This window comes from Ilumatobacter coccineus YM16-304, assembly GCF_000348785.1.
Lineage (GTDB): Bacteria > Actinomycetota > Acidimicrobiia > Acidimicrobiales > Ilumatobacteraceae > Ilumatobacter_A > Ilumatobacter_A coccineus.
The window spans coordinates 4,058,980-4,083,156 of record NC_020520.1; the positions used below are offsets into that span (position 1 = coordinate 4,058,980).

Consider the following 24,177-nt stretch of genomic DNA (forward strand, 5'->3'; position numbering starts at 1 on the left):
TGACGACCCGTACGCCGCCGCCCGTTCGCTACACGTCGAAGTCGACGTCGCCGAACGAATCGTCGAGCGGGCCGTCGTCGACCTCGATCTCGCCGTCGATGGCGATGCCCTGGTCGGCGGCGTCGATGGGGAGTTCGTTGATCGAGTCGACCTCGAATTCGGCCTGCTCGAAACCGGCCGGATCGATCATGTCGTGGCTGTTTGCCGACGTCGCGTGGAGCATCGCGTCGAGCGTGTCGCCGCTGCCGTCGACGCCTGCCGAGTCGACGCCTGCCGTGCCGGTGCCGAATGCCATCGCTTCGTCGGCCGTCGGCGCGTCGCCGGCGAACGTGGTGCCGCTCTGGCCGTCGCTCGCCGACGCCGACGACGTCTGCTCGTCGAACCATCCGTCGGGATCGACGTCGGAGGTGTCGGCCTGGTCGTCACCTCCGTCGATGTCGTCATGCTCGCCGGTGCCGTCGTCCGCGTCCGGGCCGTGCTCGTCGACCCCTCGTCCGTTTCCCGACGGTGCTCCGTCGATGCCGTCGACCGGGTCGGCGACCTCGCCGTCGTCGACGGACGCTGGCTGCACCGGATCGAGCGAGGCGAGTTCGGCATGAACATCGAGCAGCGGTGCACCGAGGTCGCCATCGACGTCGGCGTCGAAGGGCACGTGACTCGCTCGCGTCACGATCGGAGCGAGCGCATCGGCCTCGGCGAGCGACGCCGTGTCGGCGTAGTTCGTCAGCGCCTGGGCGACCTCGTCGGCAGGCACGTCGGCGAGCGCGGCGCCGTCGCCGCCGGCAAGCAGGTCGCGTATCGCACGTCTCAAGGTCACGTCCTCGACGGTAGTGCGACGCCGCCGACGAGCAATGGGGGACATCCCCATTCGATCCCCGATCCGATCGACAGGGCGGGGCCGGAGCCCGTTCATCGAGCCGTCGCCGGCTCGATGCGCTCCGTTGACGGCACACACATAACATGGCAATTCGCCGCCGCATGGTGGCCGAACAACGACAGGAATCACGCGTGAGCTATCAGGTAGGTATCGATCTCGGAACCACGTTCACCGCTGCCGCGGTGCACCGCGACGGGCGGAGCAACATCTTCTCCCTGGGCAGCCAGACCGCGGCGATGCCGTCGGTGGTGCTGTTGCGTGAAGACGAGACCGAACTGACCGGTGAAGCCGCGGTCCGCCGAGCGCTCAACGAGCCCGAGCGCGTCGCACGCGAGTTCAAGCGTCGACTCGGCGACACCACCCCCATCATCGTGGGAGGCGCTCCGTACTCGGCCGAACAGTTGATGGCACGGCTCCTCACCAAGACGCTCGGCGACATCGCGCAACGCGAGGGTGGGGCCCCCGATCGCATCGCCATCACCCATCCCGCCAACTGGGGTCCGTACAAGATCGACCTCCTCCAGCAGGCCGTGCGCATCGCCGGCATCCCCAGCGACCGCGTCGACTACCTCACCGAGCCCGAGGCAGCTGCGGTGTCGTACGCCACCCAGGAGCGAGTCGAGCCCGGCGAGATCGTCGCCGTGTACGACCTCGGCGGTGGCACCTTCGACGCCGCCGTGCTCCGCCGCACCGAGAGCGGGTTCGAGATCATCGGACGTCCCGAAGGCATCGAACGCATGGGTGGCATCGACTTCGACGCTGCCGTGTTCGCCCACGTCAACCGCGCACTCGACGGCAAGCTCCAGGAGCTCGACCCCGAGGACCCGATGGTGATGAGCGGTGTCGCCCGCCTGCGCGACGAGTGCGTCGAGGCCAAGATCGCGCTGTCGTCCGACACCGACGCGACCATCCCCGTGCTGCTCCCCAACCTCACCACCGAGGTGCGCATCACCCGCAGCGAGTTCGAGGCGCTGATCCGCCCATCGCTCGCCGACAGCATCGCGGCGATGCACCGGGCGATCGAGTCGGCCGACATCACCGCCGCCGACGTGTCGAAGGTGCTGCTCGTGGGCGGTTCGAGCCGCATCCCGCTGATCAGCCAGATGGTGTCGTCCGAACTCGGTCGCCCCGTCGCCGTCGACGCTGACCCGAAGCACGCCGTCGCCCTCGGCGCGGCAGCGTTCGCCAGCGGGGCCGCGTCGGGCGCCGCCAGTGCACCGACCAGCGGATCGGGTGACGCGCTCACAGCGGCCTCGGCAGCCGCCGCCGCACCACTGATCGTCCCGGCCGACGAGGTCGCCGGCGCGGGAGCCCCCACCCTGCCTCCCACCGAGCAGCAGCCCGTGCACACCGAGCCGACGCAACCGATGCCGGCGCAGCCTGCTCCGACTCCGCCGGTGCCCAACGAGGCGGCCGCTGCCGCAGCCATGCCCACCGCCCCCGCCGCGCCGCCGATGGCCCCGAGCGCACCGCCTCCGGGCGGTGCCCCCGCTGCAGCTCAGGCCGGAGGGTCCGGGTCGTCGAAACTGCCGCTCGTCATCGGCGCGATCGTGGCGGTCCTCGTGATCGGCATCGGCGCCTTCGTCGTGCTCGGCGGTGGTGGCGACAGCGATGACGACGCGACCGACACGACCGTCGCCAACACGGTGGCCCCCGACACCACGGTCGCCCCGGTCGAAGAATCGGTTCCCGACACGACGCTCGCCCCGGTCGAGGAGTCGGTTCCCGACACCACGGTGCCGCCCGAGGAGCCGGTGGTCATCGACGACGAAACGCTCACCGCCAACGTCGCTGCAGCCGTCGTGGCGGTGAGCCCCGACGTCCAGTCGAGCGTCACCAACTCGGTGGCCACGCTCATCGGCCAGACCGACGAGGCTTCGGCAGCCGCCGCGGTGAGCGCCGCCGCCGGTGTCGACGGCATCGTCGACGTCGTCGACCAGATCACCGTGTTGCTCCCCGACGAGCTCTGCACCGACGAGATGCAGAGCTTCAATCGATGGGCCTGCATCAACAGCGTCACCTACGACGGCACCGAACTCCGTGCTTCGTTCTCGTTCGGCAACGCCGGTGAAGAGCTCAGCACGGCGGCCAACCACTTGCACTTCTTCTCCGACGAGTACGAGCCGGTCCAGGCCGGCACACCGAACGGGCCCGGAGCGCTCTCGACCGCCGGTGGCGTGTGGGAGGTCTGGGACGATCCGACCGGCTTCTTCGTCGACCCGATCGCCGTGTTCGGCAGTGTCCCCACACGACTCTGCGTCGAAGTCGCCAACGCCAACCACGCGCTCGAGAACCTCGAGTCGGGCACCTGCTGGCCCGTCGAGATCATCGAGCAGCCGCAGGGCCTGGTCGCACCGCAGGGTCTCGTCGCACCGCAGGCGCGGGTCGACATGGCAGTGCGTTCACGCTCGTTCTGCGATCTCGACGGAATCCAGGCCGACACCGCCTCCGTCTGATGCCAACCTGGGGGTATGCCCGTATTCCCCGGACTCGTCACCGAACGCCTGAGCATCCGGGCGATGGGCCCCGCCGATGCCGACAGCTTGTGGCGGCGTCGCAACGACCCCACCACCGCTGAATTCCAGAGTTGGTCGCTGCCGTTTCCGCGCGAGCGGGCCGAGTCGATGTGCGAGTCGTTCGCCGCGGTCGACGGCCCGCAGTCCGACGAGTGGTGGATGGCTGCCGTCTGCGATCGCTCGACCGGCGACGTGATCGGTGACCTCGCGCTCCATCTCACGTTCGACGCCAGGTCGGCCGAGATCGGGTACACGATCGACCGATCGGTGTGGGGACGAGGCATCGCGACCGAGCCGCCGCTGCGCTCGCGGATTGGCTCGTCGACGACGTCGGCGTGTCACGGGTGAGCGGCATGACCCACCCCGAGAACCTCGCGTCGGTCGTCGTGCTCGAGCGCATCGGCATGCGCTTCGAAGGTCATACCCGCAACTCGTACTGGGTCGGCGACGACAACACCGACGACTGGTTGTTCGGCATGACCGCCGACGACCGTCGCTCGTGGCGGTCGCGCGATCTGTCGTCGCCGGGCACGGTCGAGTTGGTCGAGATCACCCACCACAACGCAGACGAGATCAGCCGGCTCGTCACCCATCACAGCCAACGTCGCTTCGTGTCGTCGGTGTCGAAGTCGTACGGCGACGCGCTGTTTCCGGCGCCGCACGAGGGGCATCCGGTGGTGCCGTGGCTCCGCGGCATCGTTGCCGACGGCGAACCGGTCGGCTTCCTCATGATGGCCGAGCGCACCGAACACCACCCGTTTCCGTACCTGTGGCGGCTGCTCGTCGACCGAGCGCACCAGCGCCGTGGCATCGGCTCGAGAGCCCTCGAAGCGGCGATCGAGCACGCCCGCGCACAAGGCGCGGCAGGGCTCGACGTCAGCTACGTGGAGGGGCCTGGCTCCCCTGCGCCGCTCTACCTCCAGCGTGGATTCGTACCGACCGGCGAGATCGACGACGGCGAGACCGTCGCTCGCCTCGATGACCTCGCGGCCCGTTGATCAGAGAACGGTGACGACCTTGCCGTGCACCTTGCGATCGGCGATGTCTTGGAGCGCCGTGGCGGCCTGGTCGAACGGATACGGCGGGTAGAGCGGCGGAGCGATCGTTCCGGCTGCGGCCATGTCGAGCAGCGTGCGCATCTGCTCGCCGACCGAGTCGGGGTACTTGGCGAGCGACGCTCCCCAGTGCACGCCGACGATCGAGTAGCTCTTCAACAGTGCGTGGTTGGTCTTGACCTCGGGGATGCCGGCGACGAAACCGATCACGAGCAGGCGGCTGTCCCAGCCCATGCAACGACGAACCTGGTGGAACGTGTCGCCGCCCACCGGGTCGTAGGCGACGTCGACGCCACCGCCGCTCGCCTCGCGAACGAGATCGACCCAGTCGGGCGTCTCCTGGTGATCGATCACGACGTCGGCACCGATCTCCTCGAGCAGCTCGACCTTGGTCTTCCCACCGGCAACGGCGATCGTGCGGGCTCCCATGGCCTTGGCGAGCTGGATGCACGCCGTTCCGGTTCCGCCGGCCGCGCCGGTGATCAGCACCGTTTCTCCGGCCTGCAGTTTGGCGCGGTCTTGCAACGCGTACAGGGTGGTGCAGTAGTTGATCGGGATTGCCGCGGCGACCTCGGGTGACACGCCGTCGGGCACGACGAACACGCCGTTGGCCGAGTGCACGACCTGTTCGGCCAGTCCGCCGTTGCCGAGGAACGCGACGCGCTGGCCGACTTCGACGTTGGTGACGCCCTCACCGAGCGCCGCCACCGTGCCGCAGCACTCGCCGCCCGGCGTGTGACCCGGCCCGGTCTTCACCTGGTACATCCCTCGGCACTGCAGCACGTCGGGGAACGCGAGACCCACGGCCTCGATGTCGATGAGCACTTGTCCCGGACCGGGTGTCGGCGGCTCCTCCTCGACCAGCTTCAGGCTCTCGCCCGGAAATCCCAACTCCTGCAGTCGCCAGATACGCATGCCCCAACCGTACGACGATTGGGCCGCCCCGTCGGCATCCGCTTGTTTCTTTTCGACCCGGTCCAAGGGAAACATCCGCTTGTTTCTTTTCGACCTGGTCCGAGGGAAACAAGCCGGTGGGGTCAGGGGTGGTGGCAGGCGATCCAGTGACCGGGCTCGATCTCTTCGAGGACCGGTTCTTCGGCGGCACACCGCTCGGTCGCCCGCGGGCAGCGTGTGCGGAACCGACAGCCCGACGGCGGGTCGAGCGGCGACGGGAGCTCACCGCTGATCAGCTCGCTGGCCGGCGGCAGATCGAGCGTGTGCCCGGGAATCGACGCGAGCAACGCCCGCGTGTAGGGATGCGTGGGGTTGTCGTAGAGCAGGTCGGTCTCGGCGACCTCACACACCTTGCCGAGATACATCACCATCACCCGATCGGAGATGTTCTTCACCACCGCCAGGTCATGGCTGATGAACAACATGGTGAGCCCGAACTTGGTCTTCAGACTCTCGAGCAGGTTGAGGATCTGCGCCTGCACCGACACGTCGAGCGCCGAGACCGGCTCGTCGAGGATCAGCACGTCGGGATCCATCACGAGCGCGCGGGCGATGCAGATGCGTTGACACTGGCCGCCGGAGAACTCGTGTGGTCGACGCTCGCCGACGCTCGGGTCACCCAGGCCGACCGACTCCATGATGTCTTCGACCCACCCCTCGCGGAACGCACCGGTCTTCGTACCCCAGATCTCGAGTCCCTCGCGCACGATGTCTTTCACGCGGCGACTCGGGTTGAGCGACGACACCGGATCCTGGAAGATCATCTGCATCGCTCGCCGAGCCTGGCGAAGCTGTTCACCCGACGTGCTGGCGAGGTCGACGCCGTTCAGTTCGATCTGACCGCTCGACGCGTGCTCGAGGTGCATCACCGCTCGACCGGTCGTGGTCTTGCCGCAGCCCGACTCGCCCACGATCCCGAGCGTCTCGCCACGGTCGAGGTCGAAGCTCACGCCCGACACCGCGTGGACCACCTGCTTCTTCTTCGCCGGGAACTCGACGACGAGATCGACGACACGAAGCACGGCCTCGTCTCGCAGATGGGCGTTTCCGGAGCCTGCCATCAGTCGTCCTCTCGCCGAGTCGGTGCCGCCACCTGGGTCACGTCGGCCGGGAAGTGGCAGCGGAACCAGTGATGGTCATCACCACTCCGTACCGGCGCCTCGGTGGAGCAGATGTCTTGCGCGGCAGAGCAACGTGGTGAGAACCGGCACCCGGCCGGCGGGTCGATCAACGACGGCGGCCGCCCTTCGATCGTGGTGAGCGCAGAGTGGCTGGGCAGTTCGAGATTGGGCATCGACTGCATCAGCGCAACGGTGTAGCGGTGCTTCGGGTCGACGAAGATCTCGTCGGTCGGGCCCGACTCGATGACCTCGCCGGCGTAGACGATGGCGACCCGGTCGGTGAAACCCTTCACCACGGCGAGGTCGTGGGTGACGAGCACCATCGCCATGTTCCGCTCGCGCTGGAGCCCCGACAGGAGCGTGAGGATCTGGTCTTGCACGGTCACGTCGAGCGCGGTGGTCGGCTCGTCGGCGAGCAGCAGCCCCGGCTCGTTGGCCAGCGCGATCGCGATCGTCACGCGTTGCCGCATGCCTCCCGACAGTTGATGCGGGTACTCGCGAAGCCGACGCTCGGGCGCCGGGATGCCGACCTGACGCAGCAGGTCGAGCGCACGTTCACGCGCCGCGGCACGGGTCATGTCGCGGTGCACCATCATCGGTTCGACGATCTGGGTCTCGATGCGGCGGACCGGGTTGAGCGCCGTCAACGGATTCTGCGACACCATGCCGATCTTGGTGCCGAGCGCATGCTTGATCTCATCGGGGGCGGATCGCAGCATGTCGACGCCGTCGACCTCGACCGTTCCCGAGCGGGTGACGTCGGCGAGCGCGAACGCGCCGACGATCGACCGCAGCACCATGGTCTTGCCCGACCCTGACTCGCCGACCACGCCGAGCGCCTCGCCAGGCTGCACCGAGAGCGACACACCGTCGACGGCGCGAACGTCGCCGGCCGGCGTGTGCAGCGTGGTGTGCAGATCGGCGACGTGCAACGCCGCCGAGGTGGTGCTCGACCGATGCTCGCCCGCCACGCGCAGGCGTCGTTGGGTGGCGACCTCGCGAGGCGCCCACAGCGAACGGAGTCCGTCGCCGACGAGGTTGAACGCGAGGATCGTGAGGAACATCACCGTGGACGGGATCAGCGCAACGTGGCCGTGGTTGCTGATGTCGCCGGCGCCCTCGGCGATGAGTTGCCCCCAGGTGACCTGGTCGAGCGACAAGCCGATGAACGCGAGGCCGCCCTCGGCGACGATGACGAGCGCGAACCCGATGAACGCGAACGACAGCACCGGCAGCGCGATGTTGGGGGCGAGCTCACGGACGAGGATCCGTCGCTTCGTCGCGCCCATGCCCGATGCCGCGTCGACGAACTCCCGCTCAGCGAGCGCGAAGGTCGCACCGCGCACGATGCGGGCGTAGGCCGGGATGCTCGTGAGGCTGAACAACACGATGAACACCGTCATCGAGTTGCCGAACGTGGCCCGCACCGCGATGAGCAGCACCAGGCCGGGGAATGCGAGCGCGATGTCGATGAGGATCGACGTGACCGCGTCGACCTTGCCCTTCAGGTATCCGGCGGTGATACCGACCATCGTGCCCAACAGACCACCGCAGATCGTGACGGTGAGACCGAGGATGAGCGCCGGCCGGGCACCCTGGACGACACGGGCGAACAGATCACGTCCGCTCCCGTCGCCGCCGAACCAGGCGTTGAGTCCCGGCCCTTCGAACGCCATGACCTCGCGGGTGCGGATGCCGAGCGCCTCGGGGTCACGCAGCGGCAGCAGATCGCGGAACAGCGCGAAGAACACGAGCAGGGCGATCCACGACGCCGACAGGTAGAACACCACACCGAGCGACCGACGTGGCGCCTTCGGCCGCTGATCGACCGGCGTGCCAGGGCTCCCGATCTCGGTGCCGGTCGACGCTGCCACGGCCGCGTCACTCGCCGTCCCGACGCCGGTCGGGCCCGGTTCAACGAGCGCCATGGCGAATTCTCGGATCGAGGATCGAGTACAGGATGTCGACGAGGAAGTTCAGCGTGACGTACGCGACCGTGAGCAGTGCAACGACGGCGGCGACGACTTCGAAGTCCTGCAACACCACGCGCTGGATGACCAGGCGACCCATGCCGTTGATGCCGAACAGCACCTCGACGATGAAGGCGCCACCGACGAGGCCGGCGACGTTGAGCCCCACGGCGGTGGTGAAGTTGAGCGACGACGGGCGCAGCACGTGGCGCCACATGATGCGACGCTCGCTCAGACCGCGTGCCTGGGCGAGCATGACGTAGTCCTCCTGCAACGTCTCGATCAGATCGCTTCGAAGCAGACGGAGGTAGACGGCCACGAGGTTGAGGCCGAGCGTGACCGAGGGCAGGAGCATCTGGCGCAGGTTGTCGAACGGATCGTCGTTGAGGCCGGGCAGGTCGTCGACGATCGTCGGGAACCAGCCCAGCTTCACGCCGAACACGAACGACAGGTAGATGCCGAGCACGAACGACGGGAGCGCCAGCAGGCCGAACGCGCCCGACGACGACCACTTGTCGATCCAACTCCCCGGTCGGCGAGCCGACGCGATGGCCAACGGCACTGCGATCGTGATCGCGATGATCTCGGCGAGCACCATGAGTTCGAGCGTCTTGGGCAGTGACTCTCGGATCAACTCCCAACTGCTGAACCCGTTGGTGACGATCGAGTCGCCGAAGTCGAAGGTCAGCGCGTTGCCGAGCCACTCGAGGTAGCGCGACACGAACGAACCGTCGAGCCCCAGTTCGGTCTTGATCTGGGCGACGTTCTCCGGCGTCGCGTTGAGCCCGGCCTTGGCGGCGAGCAGGTCACTCTTGCCTTGGTCGAGCAGCCAGAACGTGAAGAACGTGACGACGAGGAAGACGAAGACCAAGCGCACGACGCGCTTGATGTACATCATGCGCTAGACCTCCGAACAGCCCGACGGCGGACCGGTTGGAACCGTCACTGTTCGATCCACGCACCCGTCCAGGCGAAGAACGCTCCGTCGGTCATCGCCAGCGCCGGGCTGCCGTCGGGCAGCGTCAGCGACACGCCGATGCCGTGCAGTTCGGGGATCGTCACGACGGCCTCGACGCCGTTGAGGTGATCGACCCAGAGCATCGGCACCTCGTCGCCGAGCGCCTTGAGGACCTGCGCGTAGCCTTCGCGACGGATGTCTTCGTCGACGTTCACCCGGCCCTTGTCGAAGCCGGCATCGATGTCGGCGCTGACGAGGTTCGACCAGTTGAGCAGACCGCCGCTCGAGTGGAAGAAGGTGTACTCGCGGTCGGGGTCGGGCGCACCGAACTGGAACCACGAGAACGCCTGGTAGTCGTCTTGGAGGGCGGTGATGGCCGACTGGCCCTGACCGATCTCCTTGAGCGAGCCTTCGATACCCACGTCGGCGAGGAACGACATCATCACTTCGGCGACCTCGATCACCGACGGGTTCGGCTCGATCGAGAGTTCGAACTCGATGGGGCCGACCTCGGCCTCGTACTCGTCGACGAGCGCTTGCGCGGCGGCCGGGTCGAACTGCGGGTAGTCGTTCTCCGAGTAGAACTTCGACGACGGGTTCCACGGGCCGTTGGCAGGCGTCGTGAGCCCGGACCGGAAGTTGTCGATGATGAACTGCTTGTCGATCGCGTGGGCCATCGCGCGGCGGACGCGGATGTCGTCGAACGGTGGCGCCGTGGTGTTGAGCAGCCAGAGGTACTCGTTGGCGCCGGCCGTGCCGATCCACACGTCGACGTCGTCGTCTTCGAGGAAGTCGACGATGTCTTCGTCACCCGGGCTCAGGTAGCCCTGCAGGTCGCCGGCATCGAACGCCTGACGCCGCACGGTCTGGTCGGGCAGGAACTTGAAGTTGACCGCATCGAGGTACGGCAACCCTTCGTCGGCTCGCCAGTAGTTCGGGTTCTTGACGATTCGGGCGCCGTCGCCCGGTGTCCAGCTCTCGAGCATGAATGGGCCGGTTCCGATGAACGTGTCGTTGGTGCCGATCGTGGACGGCGACACCATCCAGCCGGCTTGGCTGACGAGCGACTGCGGGAACTGCGCCCACGGCGACGACATGACGATCTCGACGGTGCTGTCGTCGACCGCCGTGATCGACGTGACCGGAGCGAACGAGAACCCGGCGGTCGGGCTGGCCTTGAAGGCGTTGAGGTTGGCAGCCACCGCCGGGCCGTCGACGGGTTCGCCGTCGTGGAAGACGACACCGGGCCGGGTGGTGATGGTCCAGACCGTGTAGTCGTCGTTCGGCTCGATGCTCTGTGCCAGGTTGGGCACCCAGTTGCCTTCGATGTCGAGACCGGCGAGCGAGTCGTTGAGCGCCGAGATGATGCGGATCGAACCCGGCGCGACGGCGCCGGTCGTGTCGAAGCCAGTGCCGTCGTTGGTGAGCCCCCACGTGATCTCGCCGCCGGGGACCGGCTCGAGCGAGGCGTCGTCGCTGCCTTCGCCTTCGCTGGTGATCTGATCGGCGTCTTCGAGCGGAGCGGCCGTGCTGGGCGGTGGATCGTCGCCGCCGGTTTCGGGTTCGTCGGACGTCGCGGGTTCGTCGGCGTCGGTCGCCTCCGGCTCTGCCTCGACCTCGGTCGGTGTCGATTCTGCCTCGGGTTCGTCCCCGTCGTCCCCGCCGCACGCGGCGGCGACGAGCGCTCCCGAGATCAGAACGGCTGCAACGCGTCGACTACGGCGATGGATCATCGAATTCCCCCAAGGATGTGATGTATGAGCACCCGGCGAAGCTGGGCACTGGCTCAGAACCTAGTCACTCACGAGAGTGCCCTTCGACACGAAGCGTGTCGGACGTCACGTCAGACCCGCACTCCCACCCCAGGTCACGGTGCCGCGACCTGGTTATTTCCATCCCGGATGGAAATAACCAGGTTCAGAGGTGGCGGTGGTGCCAGGCGCCGGCCTTCATCACGCCCACGATGCGGTCGGGGTCTTGCAGCACCGTCACATCGCCCGTCGGGTCGCCGTCGACCACGACGAGATCGGCAAACGTCTCGGCTTCGAGCGTGCCCACCATGCCCGCCGGGTCGAAGCCCTTGCCGCCATCTCTAGTGGCACACAGCAGCGCCTCGGCGTGGCCCATCTCGAACAGCTCGACGAAGTACTGCAGGTCGGTCGCGTTCGTGCCGTGCGGCGTAATCGAGAGTCCATAGTCGCCGCCGATGGTCAGCGGAACGCGGACCTCGCGAAGTCGCTTCACCGCGCTCACGGTTTCGTCGACTTCGCGTTGGTAGCCACGGGCCACCATCGCAGCGCGGCTCAGCCCGATCTCGTGACCACGGTTCAGGAGTTGGATCTCCCACGCGATGCCGGGGCCGACGATGATGCGATCCCGGGCAGCAGCGAGCATCTCGACCGCTTCGTCGTCGAGGAAGTTGGCATGGCCGATGAAGTCGACGCCGAATCGCACCGCTTGCTTCACCGCCTCGGCCGACCGCGCATGACACGCCACCCGGAGACCACGTGCGTGCGCTTCGGTGCACGCCGCTTCGACTTCCTCGTCGGTGTAGCTGATCACGCCCGGCGCAGCATGCGCAGAGAGCTCCTCGCCGTCGAGGAAGATCTTCACGACGTCGGCCCCCGACTTGGCCACCTCGCGCACCGCGGCGCGGACCGCCCACGGTCCGTCGGCGATCCGCTTGCGGCCTTCGCTCGCCGGCTCCTTGTTGTCGGCGTTGCTGCCCGTCGAGCCGATGTCTCGATCCGACGCCAACAGGCGCGGCCCGGCGACACGACCCGAGTCGATGGCGTCGCGCAGGTGCACGTCGATCCCTTGCGCCGACCCGAAACTGATCGCCGACGTGAAGCCCATCCGCAGCAGCTCGGCGGCGTTGTCGACGGCGTCGAGCATGGCGATGGGGACGGGTTGCTTGTCGAGTTGGCTCGGGTGAGCGTTCGAATACGACAGGTGCACGTGCGACTCGGTCATGCCGGGCATGACGAACCTGCCGGCGACGTCGACGCGTTCGACGTCGCCGTCGACATCGGGGTCGTCGGGAGCGTCGGCGGTCGGCCCGGACCACACGATTCGGTCGCCCTCGATCAGCACCGCGCCGTCGGCGATGACCGTCTCGTCGACGCCGACGAAGAGTCGGGCGTTGGTGATCAGCGTGCCGCTCATGTCGTGGCCTCCAGTCGGAGCAGTCGTTCTGCGTTGCGTGTGAGCCCGGCGTCGAACTCGTCGGTCTGCTCCGGTGTGTCCCACCCGCCGAAGTTGGTGCCGTAGACCATCCGATCGACGCCGACGGTGTCGACGACGAGGTCGCGTGCTCGGCCTGGCTCGAGGTGCGAGTCGAACCAGAGTCGACGGAGGTCGGCGGCGAAGTCGGAGTCGCGACCCCGGAACGAGGCCATCGAGTCGAACCGCTGCGCCAGGAACGCGATCGCACCACCACCGTGCGACACGCACACGTCGAGGTCGGGGTGTCGCTCCAACACGCCGCCGAGGACGAGCGAGGCCACCGCCATCGTCTCCTCGTACGTGTAACCGAGGATCAGGTCGAGGCCGAAGCGATGCAGACGTTGGTCGGGCGCCGGGCCCACGCCATCGTTGGTGACGCCGTGGATGAACAGCGGCACGTCGCGTGCGACGACGGTTCGGTAGAAGTCGTCGAGGCTCGGGTCGTCGAGCGCCACGCCGTAGTCGGTGCCGATGTACGCCGCGACCAGACCGAGTTGGTCGACCGCTCGCTCCAACTCGGCGCACGCGGCGTCGGGATCCTGCAGCGCGACCTGCGCGGCGCCGACCAGGCGACTCGGGTGCGGCGCCACGATGGCGGCCATCGCGTCGTTGGTCGCCCGAGCGAAGTCGACGGCCGGGCTCGCTTCGATCTTGCCGAACAGGGTGAGCGGATTGGGCGAGAGCATCTGCCGCTCGATGCCCACGCGATCCATCGCTTCGAGCCGCAGGTCGACGTTCATGAACAGGCTACGGCGGTACGGGATCGGCTTCATCTCGTACTCGCCGACGCGGAAGTACTCGCGTCCTTCGGCATCGTCGCCGTGGAACGGTCCGTACTTCCCGGCTGCGCCGAACGCGTCCCCGAGCACGACGTGGGCGTGCAGATCGAAGACGCCGCTCACGGTCAGTCTCCCGTGTCGGCGACGGCGTCGAAGCGGAAGCCGTTGTGGTCGTAGACCGGGCCGCGATCCTCCGCTGCGTACAGGCGGTTCTCGGAGTGCACGAACCCACCGCAGTTGCGGAGCACGTCGACCATCTTGGCGTAGTTCGGGTGATCGAAGTGGGCCCGCAAATTCTCGGGATCGGTCCAGAGTTCGTACACCTGGACGTGCGTCGGCGCGGCCGGGTCGGCGGCGAAGCAGTATGCGAGACAGCCCGGCTCGTCGTCACGTGTGGCCTTCTGGACGTCGGCGGTGAGTGCGACGGCGTTGTCGCGATCGGCCTCGGTCTCGAACGACAACGTCGCGGTGATGATGATCATGTTGCTCCCCTGGTGGTCTGCATCGAACGGTAGTGATGCAGATTCCGCCGACTCGGCTCGGAGCAGCACGTCGGTGGGGAGCGGCGCTGCCGCCCGCTGGCTACACCGAATGCTGGCTACACCGACCAGCCGACGAGTTTCGTGTCGAGGTACTCGTCGAGGCCGACGTGGCCGCCCTCGCGACCGATGCCCGATTCCTTGACACCGCCGAACGGAGCCGCCGACGAGGTGGGGTTGATGTCGTTGATCCCGATGATGCCGAAGCGCAAGCCCTCGGCGGTGCGCCACGCGCGGGAGATGTCGTTGGTGTAGATGTACGCCGCGAGTCCGTACGCGGTGTCGTTCGCCTTGGCGAGGATGTCGTCGTCGTCATCGAACACGATGACCGGCGCGACGGGCCCGAACGTCTCCTCGGAGTGGATGGCCATGTCGGCCGTGACGTCGGCGAGCACGGTCGGTGCGAAGAAGTTGCCGGCGTCGAGACCGTCGGCCGTGAGGCGTTCACCGCCGACGACGACTCGGGCGCCCTTGTCGCGAGCGTCGTTCACCTGACGAGCAACCTTGTCGATGCTCGGCTCGTCGACGAGCGGTCCGATCGACACACCGTCGCCGAATCCCGATCCGGCCTTCATCTTCGACACTCGGTCGGCGAGCGTCTCGAGGAACGGCTCGGCGATCGAACGCTGGACGTAGATGCGGTTCGGCGAGATGCACGCCTGCCCGGTGTTGAGGAACTTGACCATCGCCGCGCCCTTGGCCGCGTGGACGGGGTCGGCGTCGTCGAACACGATGAACGGCGCGTGGCCACCGAGCTCCATCGACACCCGCTTGACGCTGCTCGCCGCGCCGGCAGCGAGCTGCTTGCCGACCTCGGTCGAGCCGGTGAACGAGAGCTTGCGGACGCGGTCGTCGGCGAGCCAGGTGTTGCCGATCGGCACCGGGTCGGAGGCGTTGACCATGTTGACCACGCCGGGCGGGAGGCCGATCTCGTCGAAGATCTCGAACACCGCCTTGGCACACAGCGGCGTCTGCTCCGCCGGCTTGAGCACCATCGTGCAGCCGGCCGCCAGTGCCGGCCCGAGCTTGCGGGTGAGCATCGAGATCGGATAGTTCCACGGCGTCACCGCCGCGCACACGCCGACGGGTTGGCGCATCACCATGAAGCGTTGATCGGACCGTGCCGACGGAATCGTCTCGCCGTAGACCCGCTTCGCCTCCTCGGCGTACCAGAGCAGGAAGTCGGAGGCGTACTTCACTTCGTTGCGCGCGGCTTTGATCGGCTTGCCCTGCTCGGTGGTCATCAGGTCGGCGAGATCGCCGGCCCGGTCGGTCATCAGTCGCCACGCCGCGTAGAGATGTTCGGCGCGCTGATACGCGGTGAGTCCGGCCCACCCGTCGAACGCGTCGTGTGCCGCGTCGACTGCAGCCGTCGCCTCGGCCACGCCGCCATCGGCGACCCGTCCGATCTCCTCCCCCGTCGCCGGGTTCGTCACCGCGAACGTCGATGCACCGTCGAGCCACTCACCATTGATGTACTGCACGCCTGCAGTCTGTCGCAGCGTCAGGCGCTCCGCCGAACGCGTCGTCGACCGATCAGCGCTTCACCAGCCGAGCGATGTCGCCGGTGGCCTTGTCGACGTCGACCGCCACGACGGGACGCCCGTCGGTCTCGTCGGGCACGACGAACCACGCCACGGCGTACGCGATCACCTGCGGGCCGGGCAGCAGGATGCTGAGGAGTGCCAACGCCCGCACGGTGGTGCGACTCCAGCCGTACTTGTCGGCGATCCCGGCGCACACACCACCGAGGCGGCGACCGTCTCGGGGTCGCACGAGGCGAGGCTCCGTCGGTGCTCCGGGGTTCGGGGCCGGTGGCGGGTTCGATGATGGCGGTGGGAGTGCTGTCGACGTGTCGGGACCGGGGAGTCGTGCGTTCATGGCTCCACGATGAACGCCCCATCGGCGCTGGTCGATCCTGGCTCCCGGTGTCCGATGGTGGGGTCTTCCCCACCATCGATGACCGGACCGGTGCCGCCTCCCGTGTCGGCGACGGGCCGGCTATCGCGCCGGCCGAGTTGCGTGATCGCCGATCAACTCGTCGACGGCGGCGGCGAGTTCGTCGATGAACGCGTCGGGTGTGGTGCCGTCGGTGGTCATCGGCACACCGACGTTGACGACGATGGTGGGCCGTCGAATCCGCAGGCGAGGTATCGGCCGACCGAGCGGCCAGACCTCGTCGGTGCCGAGCACGCCGATCGGCCACACCGGTGCATCGGTCTGCGCCGCGAGGCGGACGACCCCGCTGCGGAGCCGACCGACCGTGGTGTTCTCCTCGGTGATCCTGCCTTCGGGCATCAGTGCGACGGCTCGACCGGCGTCGAGTTCGGCAACGGCTCCGGCCAGCCACTGGTCCCCCGTCCCCGCTTCGACCGGCACGGCACCGACGTAGCGCAACGCAGCACCCACGATCCGGTTCGAAAAGAACCGGCGGTGCACGGCGATCTGCGGGGCGATCCCGAGCCGGAGGAAGAACTCGAGACCGACCGGGATGTCGAAGAAGCTGTTGTGGTTGGCGACGAAGATCATCGGCCCGCTCGACGGCCGATCTCCTCGATAGTGGATGTCGACCTTCGCGAAGATCGGTCGCACGAACCGGAAGATCCACGCCACGACGCGGAACCGACGGAACGTTCGCCGAGCGTCGCTGGCGGTCACCGCATCGACCTCAGTGCGTCTTCGGCGGCTTCGGGAACAGCACCGGGGTGTGCTCGGTGTACGACTGGAACTCGGGTTCGTCGCCCCATCGCTTCTTGGCCCGATACTCCAGCAGCGGCACGCCGCTGACTCTGGTGAGCAGGATGTACACGAAGACGGGCGAGATCAGCGCGACCCAGCGCCATCCCGACAACACCGGCAGCGCCATGATCGCGATGCCGGCCCACAGCGTGATCTCGCCGAAGTAGTTCGGATGGCGAGACCACGCCCACAGGCCGGTGGTGATGAAGCGGCCGTCGTTGGCCGGGTCTGCTCGAAACGCCGACTTCTGCGCGTCGGCGACGACCTCGATGGCGAACCCGGCGACCCACACGACGATGCCGACGACGGCGATGATGCCGAGGTCTTCTCGGTCGTCGCTCGTGATGATCGCGAGCGCGGCGGCGAGCGTGAGGAACACCCAGAGTCCCTGGAGCATCCAGGTCATCAGGAACCGCCGGAAGTCGCCGCGGATCGTGTCGAAGCGACCGTCGGACCCGTCACGGCGGATGCGGGCGAACAGAAACGAACCGAGCCGGACCGCCCACACCGCGACCATCGCCGCGACGATGACGGCTCTGGCGTCGATGTCGTCGCTGACCGCGAGGGTGATCGCGGTGACCGACAGGTAGGTGATGCTTCCCGTGGCGTCGTAGAACTTCTCGGTCTTCGCGAGGTACGACGGCACGAACGCAACGAGGTTGACCCCGTAGGCGATGATGCCGCCGAGGGCGAACACCGCGAGACCACCGATCTCGACCGACCCCTGACTCCCGGCGAACGCCAGCGCGGCGCCGATCGCGAGCGCAGCGAGCGTCCCGATGACCGACGTGCGATTCCATGCGGCGGATCCCGGTGCACTCATCGGCGACACCGTAGGTGCTCCCCGAAACCCCTGCGTCACTCACCCCGAAGACCACATCGAGCCTGGCCAAAAATCACCCCCACGCGACCACATTTGGCCTGGCCAGAAATCACCCCCACGCGACCACATTTGGCCTGGCCAAAAATCACCCCCACGCGACCACATTTGGCCTGGGCAGAAATCATCCTCACGCGACCACATTTGGCCTGGCCAGAAATCACCCCCACGCGACCACATTTGGCCTGGGCAGAAATCATCCTCACGCGACGACAATTTGCCTGGGCGGAAATCATCCTCGGCGGCGCTCAGGAGGCGGGTTCTACGTCAGGATTTGATGGGGTTCTTGTAGGTGTCGAGGTAGGTGATCTCGGCGACGTCGCTGCGCTGCGCCGGCTTGAAGTCGGTGCCCTTGGTGTAGGCGACCGGCAGCAGACCGGCCTGCGTCATGTGATCGGGAATGCCGAGCAGCTCGGCGGCTTCCTGTTCTTTCGCGAGGTGCAGGGTGGTCAGACACGAGCCGAGTCCGCGGCTGCGCAGCGCGAGCTGGAAGCTCCACATCGCCGGCATGATCGATCCCATCAGACCGGCCGCCGAGTTGGTGGTGGCGTCGGGAAGCCGCCCGATGATCATCGGGATGACGAGCACCGGCACCTTCGCCAGGTTCTGCGCGAGGTAGTTCGCCGAGTCGATGACGCGGCCCTGCTGCGTGCCGCCGTCGGCCGACGCGGCCGCCGACGCGAGGTACTCGCCACCCGCCTCGTTGTAGAGATCCTGCAACGCCTGCTTCTTCGCGGCGTCGCGCACCACCATCCATCGCCAGCCCTGCTGGTTCGATCCGGTCGGCGCCTGGACCGCCAACTGCAAGCACTCGAGGAGCACGTCGTCGGGCACCTCACGTTCGAGATCGAGGCGCTTGCGCACCGCCCTGGTCGTGGCGAGGAGTGCATCGGTCTGTTCGAGGTCGAATTCCATGCGCCATGTTGCCCGATCGGTCATGTGTCGCCGAAACGCACGGAACGAGTGGTGTTGCGCACGCCGACCCGGCGAACGCGGAACACCCGGCGAGCGCCTCCCGCGAACACGGATCAGAACGCCGTGTCGATCCGCGACGAGCCGCTCTGCCACGCTTGGGAGATGAAACGAGCTGCCATCCTCGTCACCACCGCGCTAATCGCCGCCGCATGCAGCGGTGGCAGCGACGACAACGAGTCGTCGGCGGAGTCGGCGCCCGTCGAGTCGACACCCGCCGCGACCGACCCACCGACGACCGACGAGCCGCCGGCCACCGATCCCCCGGCCACCGACCCGCCCGCGACCGATCCCCCGGTCGACGACGACGGCTTCGCCGGAACGATCGAACTCGAGTCCGAGCCGGTCCCCGGATGTGAGCCGCTCGGACTCGACTGCCTGTTGCCGTTCCCCTCCGACGGCCTCACCGTCGCCGACGCCACCGCACCGACCGGGCGTCGCGTCGCGCTTGCGGCATCGAGCACGCCGGTGAGCGCCTCGGGAATCGCCACCGACCCCGCCCGGCAGAACCGGAACGACGGCTTCAGCCCTGGGAGCGCCGCGCTGCTGCTCATGCCAGGCATCGACGTCGAGGCGTCAGCGCTTCCCCCGATCACCGACATCGCGCAGTCGGTCGCCGACGGCTCCGGCAGCGTCGTCGTCGACGCCACGACCGGCGAACGCTGGCCGCACTGGGCCGAACTCGACGCCAACGCGACCGATCCGGCGAGCCAGGGTCTGTTCATCCGACCCGCGGTCAACTACACCAACGGCCACCGCATCGTCGTCGGCATCCGCAACGCGGTCGACGCCGACGGCAACCCGATCGAACCCACCGACGTGTTCCGTGCGTACCGTGACCGCCTCGACACCGGCGTGCCCGAAATCGAGGAGCGCCGCGACCACATGGAAGCGGTGTTCACCGACCTCGAAGCCGCCGGCGTTGCTCGCGACGAACTGACCATCGCCTGGGACTTCACCGTCATCTCCAGCGAGAACCTGACCGGTCCGCTCGTGTTCATGCGTGACGACGCCTTCGGTCAACTCGGCGAGAACGCACCGGCATTCACGATCAACACGGTCGAAGACGACGTCGAGGGCGGTCGAACCATCATCGAGGGCACCTACGACGTGCCGCTCTACCTCGAAGGCGACGGCACGGCCGGCAACGGCTTGAACCTCGTCGACGGGTCAGACCTCCCGACGATGAACGGCACCTGGACGGCTCCCTTCCGTTGCCAGGTGACCGACACGACCTCCGCCGCCGAACCGGGTGCGGCACTCGTCTACGGCCACGGCCTCCTCGGCTCCGAGCGCCAGGCAACGTCGTCGGGTCCGACGAAGCTGGCTCGAGACCACAACTACGTCGTCTGCGGCACCCCGTTGATCGGCATGGCCGAAGACGACGTCGGCAACGCGGTCGCGTCGTTGCAGAGCCCGTCGAACTTCTCGACGTTCGCCGACCGACTGCTCCAAGGGCATCTCAACACGACGTTCCTCGGGCGACTGATGATCCACCCCGATGGACTCGTGTCGGATCCGGCGTTCAGCGCCGACGGTGCGCCGCTCATCGACACCGACGAGATCTACTACTACGGGATCTCGCAGGGCGGCATCATGGGGCCGGTCTCGACGGCGATCTCGCCCGACTGGGACCGCGGCGTGTTCGGCGTTCCCGGCGTCAACTACTCGACGCTGCTGAATCGGAGCATCGATTTCGACACGTACCAAGCGGTGCTCGATCCGGAGTTCCCCGACAAGCTCGATCAGGCGAAGGTGTTGTTGCTGATCCAGATGCTGTGGGATCGCGGTGAGGGCAACGGCTACGTCAGCTACTTCGGCGCCGACGCCGAATCGATCGCCAACTCCGGTCCGAAGTTCGGACTCCTGCAGGGTGCGCTCGGCGACCATCAGGTGGCCAACGTCGCGATGGACGTGATGGCCCGAACGATGGGCGCGGCGGTCGCTCCCGGATGGGCCGAGGCACGGTCGACCGACGTCGAGCCGTTCTGGGGAGTCGAGCGCATCGAGTCGTTCCCGTATGACGGCTCGGCGGTCGTGACGTTCGACTCGGGCACACCGCTGCCCCCGATCACCAACACCCCGCCACGTGAGGGCACCGATCCGCACGGCGACGTGCGCGTCGCCCAATCGGCCGTCGATCAGATCGCTGCGTTCCTGTCACCCGACGGCGCCGTGATCGACACCTGCGACGGCGGCCCCTGCATCATCGAACCGGCGGACTGATCGAATCGCACCGGCGGCGCGAACGGTGACCGACACCGTTCGCGCCGGCGGCGGCGATGCGATTCGACATCATGCAGCGACCTGTGGATCGAGCAGGTCGTAGAGCGTTCGCAGCGTGCCGTTGGCGATGCACTCCGACTCGACGGAGCATCGATTCGCGACCGCCCACCGGACGAACCATCCGTCGGCGACGTCGGAGATACCGGTCATCGCCCTGAGCGCGTCGATCCGTGCCGTCCACTCCGGCGTTCGAGCCTGGTCGCTTCGGTGGGAGTCGTCGACCAGCAGCACCTGCACCATGAAGTCGCGCGACCTCGCGAGCCCGGTGGTCCGCACGACCTCGTCAAGCAGTTCGATCGGCGACCAGCCGGCAACCCACAGGCGAAGGCTGCACTGACGCAGGTCGAACTCCATCGAGATGGCCGCTCGCGCCGCCTCGCATGCCGGACAGCCGTCGGTGAAGACGTCGTGATCGATCGGCGCTGACCACGGCGGCTGGGCGGGATCGTCGTCGTCGGCGTGGATGTCGCGTTCGTGCAGTGCCATTTCGGGTTCCTCGTTTCGTGATTCGCGGGCACGTTCGTGTCCCTGCAGCCAGTGGGTCGTCACGCGCCGAGATGGGAAAGATCGGCTCGTGGCGGCTCGGTACCTTCGGTGGCATGAGCACGACGGACGTCCCCGCGCACCTCGACGACCCACGCCTTCGCCGGTGGCGTTCGGTCACCGGGGGTGCCCTGTCGGCGATCGCGATCGGCAGCCTGCCGATCCTGCTGTTGGAGACGCAGCGCGACGAACTCCCGCGACACGACCAGTGGTTGATCGACGGGGTCAACGTCGTCGTCCTCGTCGCGTTCGCGCTCGACTACTTCGTCGGTCTGTGGCTCTCACCCGATCGCCGCACCTACTTCCGAAAGGAGTGGCTCGAGCTCGCGCTGACGATCTCTCAAGCGCTGGTGTTCCTTCCGTCGCTCGCGTCGATCGGCGTGCTGCGAGCAGCGCGCGCCGCCCGCATGGTGCGCGTGGTCGGAGCGGTCGTTCGGGTGATCGCCATCGCCGGGATGGCATCACGCGAGGGCCGGCGCGTGCTGCGCGAGCGGGCGACGTCGTTCGCGCTCACGATGGCCGCGATGACGTGGCTGAGCGGAGCGGTCGGCTTCACGCTCGCCGAAGACGTCGGCGTCGACGGTCGCTTGGAGTCGTTCTACGACGCGCTGTGGTGGTCGCTCGCGACGATCACCACGGTCGGGTACGGCGACATCGCTCCCATCACGGGCGTCGGCCGGATCATCGCCGCGTTCACGATGATCGTGGGCATCTCGGTCTTCGCGATCTTGACCGCCAAGATCGCCGAGTTCTTCACCCGCACCGACGAGCCCGCCTGACGATCGGAGGCTCCGGGCGAGGGCACCTGACCCCGGTCCACGCCGCGTTCTCCGCAAAGTTGACGACGTCGCTCCGGGAGCGATGTCATCAACTTCGAACGGAGCGGGTCGACCGTTTCCCTTTCGAGCGGTTGGCGACCCACTGATGGAGCATGCCGGAGACTGATACTGTCCACCCGATGACCGGTCGTTGGGCCCGTGCCGTCACGCTGCTACTCGGCGTCGCCACGGCCACCGTCGCGTGCTCCGGCTCCGACGGCCCGACGCCGGCGTCGCCCCTGGAGTCGGCCGAGCCGATCACCGCTCCCCCGACGACCGACGCCGGTCCCGCGTCGACGGAGGCGCCCGAAGTGACCGAACCGCCGACCACGACCTCGTCCACCACGACCACCACGACCACCACGGAGCCCGCTCCGACGACCACGACCCTCGACGACCTCCGCGCCGAGATCGAGGCCGACCTCAACGAAGGCGAGCAAGCCCTCATCGCCGGTGGCGGCAATCCGACTAGCGAAGAGTCGGTACAACGACTCTCAGACTTCTTCGCAGGCCCGGCCCTAGCGACTGTCACTGCGATCTACGAACGTCTCGCTTCGGAAGGACTTGTTGCTCGACCGAATCCGGAGATTCAGTCGGAGTACAAGGTCACGGCAGTCCTGGAATCGTCAGCGAGTTCGGCGAGCATTCTCACGTGTCGTGTGGATGCCGGGCTGACCTTCCGAGTCGACAGTACGGGTGCCGAGCAGATCGAGAACGACACGGTCGTCGTGTACACATCCGAAAACCTAGTGACGCTCGACGGTGACACGTGGAAGCTAACGGATGGCGAGACACTGACTCGGATCGAGAACGAGACGTCGTGTTGAGCCGAAGGTTCGCTACCGCCGTAGGAATCACTTTGGTTCTCGTATCGGCGCCCGCGACCACACTTGCTGAGATTGGTGGCGCCAACCCCGATCAGCAGCCGCAGCCTGAGCCGACGGTGGACACGGAGGGGGACATCGAGGCGCGGGTGGGATACAACGGCGTGATCTTCACGGTGGGTGGCGGAGGCGGGCCGACCTGCACCTGGCGGCACATGACGACCGGTGAGTACGAAGACTTCTTCGACCTCGTCGACGAACGCGAACCTCCTCCGCTTCCCGAGGTCCCCGAACTCCCGACCGATCGCGAGCCGACCGAGGAAGAGGTCGAGGCACATCGGCGAGCGAGCGAAGAACTCGACGCCGAGGTCGAGCGCCGCCGAGTGGCGGCCGAAGCCGAAGCGCGACGACGAGCGCAACCGTCGACGATCACCTCGACCGAACTCGGCGAGGAGAAACCGCATCGCGCGTTCTCCGCGACGTGCCCGGGCACCGGATTCTTCGTCCGGTTCATCGCCGACACCACCGACGAAGACGAACTCCTCTTCAGCCTCGAAGACATCGTCGAAGCGCGCATCGAGGCACCGATCCCCGACATCAACCCACCGGTCGACGTCGGCGGCGTCGTCAACCTCGGCATGTGGATGGCGATCGCACCGCAGGACCCGATACCGAACATCACCGCCGAGGCCGGACCCCACTGGGTGACGGTCAGCCCGCGCCACACGTCGGTCACGTTCACGATGGGCGACGGCAGCCCACCGATCGTCTGCACCGGAACGGGCGACCCGATCCCCGACAGCGAGATCGACAACGCCGCCGCCTCACCGATCTGCGGCCACACCTACTCCCAGTCATCGTTCGACGACGCTCCCTACCAACTCGAGATCGGCACCACGTGGTCGATTCCGTACACCTCGTCGAGCGGCTCGGGCGACATCGGGCCCTACACCCGAACCGAGACGTTCGCCTACGACGTCGACGAGATCCAGACCGTCGGCACGTCCTGACGAACGTCCAGCGGTGACCCTCGCGAACGACCGCGATCGGGCCAGCACCAATTCTGATCGCGGCCGCGTCGACGTCGAGTAAGTTCGAAAGTCGGAGCAACGTAGAACGTC

General features: G+C 67.4%; 22 protein-coding genes. 7 read left to right on the plus strand and 15 right to left on the minus strand.

Features of this window, described 5'->3' with window-relative positions; translation table 11 throughout:
- Positions 1-28: 28 nt before the first annotated feature.
- Positions 29-817: a hypothetical protein gene (locus tag YM304_RS17975; protein WP_015443146.1), complete on the minus strand. Its 789-nt coding sequence runs from the start codon at positions 815-817 to the stop codon at positions 29-31.
- A 143-nt stretch (positions 818-960) separates the two neighbouring features.
- Here YM304_RS17975 and YM304_RS25120 point away from each other — a divergent pair, with 143 nt between their 5' ends.
- The 3 genes from YM304_RS25120 to YM304_RS17990 are packed head-to-tail and all read left to right on the plus strand — an operon-like array spanning position 961 to position 4,391.
- A complete protein-coding gene (locus tag YM304_RS25120) occupies positions 961-3,333 on the plus strand; it encodes an Hsp70 family protein (RefSeq protein ID WP_162142108.1) in 2,373 nt (790 codons plus the stop codon).
- Between the two features lie 15 nt (positions 3,334-3,348).
- Complete coding sequence (locus YM304_RS17985) at positions 3,349-3,741, plus strand: GNAT family N-acetyltransferase (protein ID WP_015443148.1); 393 nt, start codon at positions 3,349-3,351, stop codon at positions 3,739-3,741.
- Positions 3,742-3,746: 5 nt separating this feature from the next.
- Positions 3,747-4,391 (plus strand): GNAT family N-acetyltransferase, encoded by a 645-nt coding sequence (locus tag YM304_RS17990; protein ID WP_015443149.1) that lies wholly within the window; start codon positions 3,747-3,749, stop codon positions 4,389-4,391.
- On the opposite strand, the gene YM304_RS17995 is transcribed toward YM304_RS17990, so the two are convergent.
- The 13 genes from YM304_RS17995 to YM304_RS18055 all read right to left on the minus strand — a co-directional run bounded on the left by YM304_RS17995 (position 4,392) and on the right by YM304_RS18055 (position 18,528).
- Entirely contained in the window at positions 4,392-5,363 is a 972-nt protein-coding gene (locus YM304_RS17995) for an NADPH:quinone oxidoreductase family protein (protein WP_015443150.1), read from the minus strand.
- Positions 5,364-5,485: 122 nt separating this feature from the next.
- On the minus strand, positions 5,486-6,463 hold the full coding sequence (locus YM304_RS18000) for an ABC transporter ATP-binding protein (RefSeq protein ID WP_015443151.1): 978 nt from the start codon (positions 6,461-6,463) through the stop codon (positions 5,486-5,488).
- Positions 6,463-8,451, minus strand: a complete 1,989-nt coding sequence (locus YM304_RS18005) for a dipeptide/oligopeptide/nickel ABC transporter permease/ATP-binding protein (protein WP_041298423.1) — start codon at positions 8,449-8,451, stop codon at positions 6,463-6,465. Before YM304_RS18005 ends, YM304_RS18000 begins: the two co-directional genes overlap by 1 nt.
- Positions 8,438-9,391 (minus strand): ABC transporter permease, encoded by a 954-nt coding sequence (locus YM304_RS18010; protein ID WP_015443153.1) that lies wholly within the window; start codon positions 9,389-9,391, stop codon positions 8,438-8,440. Before YM304_RS18010 ends, YM304_RS18005 begins: the two co-directional genes overlap by 14 nt.
- A gap of 44 nt (positions 9,392-9,435) precedes the next feature.
- Entirely contained in the window at positions 9,436-11,184 is a 1,749-nt protein-coding gene (locus YM304_RS18015; protein ID WP_015443154.1) for an ABC transporter substrate-binding protein, read from the minus strand.
- A 184-nt stretch (positions 11,185-11,368) separates the two neighbouring features.
- On the minus strand, positions 11,369-12,616 hold the full coding sequence (locus tag YM304_RS18020; RefSeq protein ID WP_015443155.1) for a metal-dependent hydrolase family protein: 1,248 nt from the start codon (positions 12,614-12,616) through the stop codon (positions 11,369-11,371).
- The gene (locus YM304_RS18025) at positions 12,613-13,578 is read right to left on the minus strand and encodes an amidohydrolase family protein (RefSeq protein WP_015443156.1); all 966 of its coding nucleotides are present in this window, start codon (positions 13,576-13,578) and stop codon (positions 12,613-12,615) included. The genes YM304_RS18020 and YM304_RS18025 overlap by 4 nt, the downstream gene beginning before the upstream one ends.
- A gap of 2 nt (positions 13,579-13,580) precedes the next feature.
- Entirely contained in the window at positions 13,581-13,937 is a 357-nt protein-coding gene (locus YM304_RS18030) for a putative quinol monooxygenase (protein WP_041298424.1), read from the minus strand.
- A gap of 116 nt (positions 13,938-14,053) precedes the next feature.
- Positions 14,054-15,478, minus strand: a complete 1,425-nt coding sequence (locus YM304_RS18035) for an NAD-dependent succinate-semialdehyde dehydrogenase (protein ID WP_015443158.1) — start codon at positions 15,476-15,478, stop codon at positions 14,054-14,056.
- 52 nt (positions 15,479-15,530) lie between these two features.
- Positions 15,531-15,875, minus strand: coding sequence for a PspC domain-containing protein (locus YM304_RS18040; protein WP_154723533.1), 345 nt, complete (start codon positions 15,873-15,875; stop codon positions 15,531-15,533).
- 120 nt (positions 15,876-15,995) lie between these two features.
- Positions 15,996-16,652: a lysophospholipid acyltransferase family protein gene (locus YM304_RS23060; protein WP_015443160.1), complete on the minus strand. Its 657-nt coding sequence runs from the start codon at positions 16,650-16,652 to the stop codon at positions 15,996-15,998.
- 10 nt (positions 16,653-16,662) lie between these two features.
- Entirely contained in the window at positions 16,663-17,556 is an 894-nt protein-coding gene (locus YM304_RS18050; RefSeq protein ID WP_015443161.1) for a DUF1295 domain-containing protein, read from the minus strand.
- 324 nt (positions 17,557-17,880) lie between these two features.
- Positions 17,881-18,528: a nitroreductase family protein gene (locus tag YM304_RS18055; protein ID WP_015443162.1), complete on the minus strand. Its 648-nt coding sequence runs from the start codon at positions 18,526-18,528 to the stop codon at positions 17,881-17,883.
- 162 nt (positions 18,529-18,690) lie between these two features.
- On the opposite strand from YM304_RS18055, the gene YM304_RS18060 reads away from it, so the two are divergent.
- A complete protein-coding gene (locus YM304_RS18060) occupies positions 18,691-20,811 on the plus strand; it encodes a hypothetical protein (RefSeq protein ID WP_015443163.1) in 2,121 nt (706 codons plus the stop codon).
- A gap of 69 nt (positions 20,812-20,880) precedes the next feature.
- Here the strand turns inward: YM304_RS18060 and YM304_RS18065 are convergent, their stop codons facing one another.
- Positions 20,881-21,357 (minus strand): hypothetical protein, encoded by a 477-nt coding sequence (locus YM304_RS18065; RefSeq protein WP_015443164.1) that lies wholly within the window; start codon positions 21,355-21,357, stop codon positions 20,881-20,883.
- Between the two features lie 113 nt (positions 21,358-21,470).
- Here YM304_RS18065 and YM304_RS23065 point away from each other — a divergent pair, with 113 nt between their 5' ends.
- The 3 genes from YM304_RS23065 to YM304_RS18080 all read left to right on the plus strand — a co-directional run bounded on the left by YM304_RS23065 (position 21,471) and on the right by YM304_RS18080 (position 24,066).
- Entirely contained in the window at positions 21,471-22,193 is a 723-nt protein-coding gene (locus YM304_RS23065) for a potassium channel family protein (RefSeq protein WP_015443165.1), read from the plus strand.
- Positions 22,194-22,372: 179 nt separating this feature from the next.
- On the plus strand, positions 22,373-23,059 hold the full coding sequence (locus YM304_RS25125; protein ID WP_015443166.1) for an NAD(P)H-binding domain containing protein: 687 nt from the start codon (positions 22,373-22,375) through the stop codon (positions 23,057-23,059).
- Between the two features lie 116 nt (positions 23,060-23,175).
- Positions 23,176-24,066, plus strand: a complete 891-nt coding sequence (locus YM304_RS18080; RefSeq protein ID WP_015443167.1) for a hypothetical protein — start codon at positions 23,176-23,178, stop codon at positions 24,064-24,066.
- The last annotated feature ends 111 nt before the right edge of the window (positions 24,067-24,177 follow it).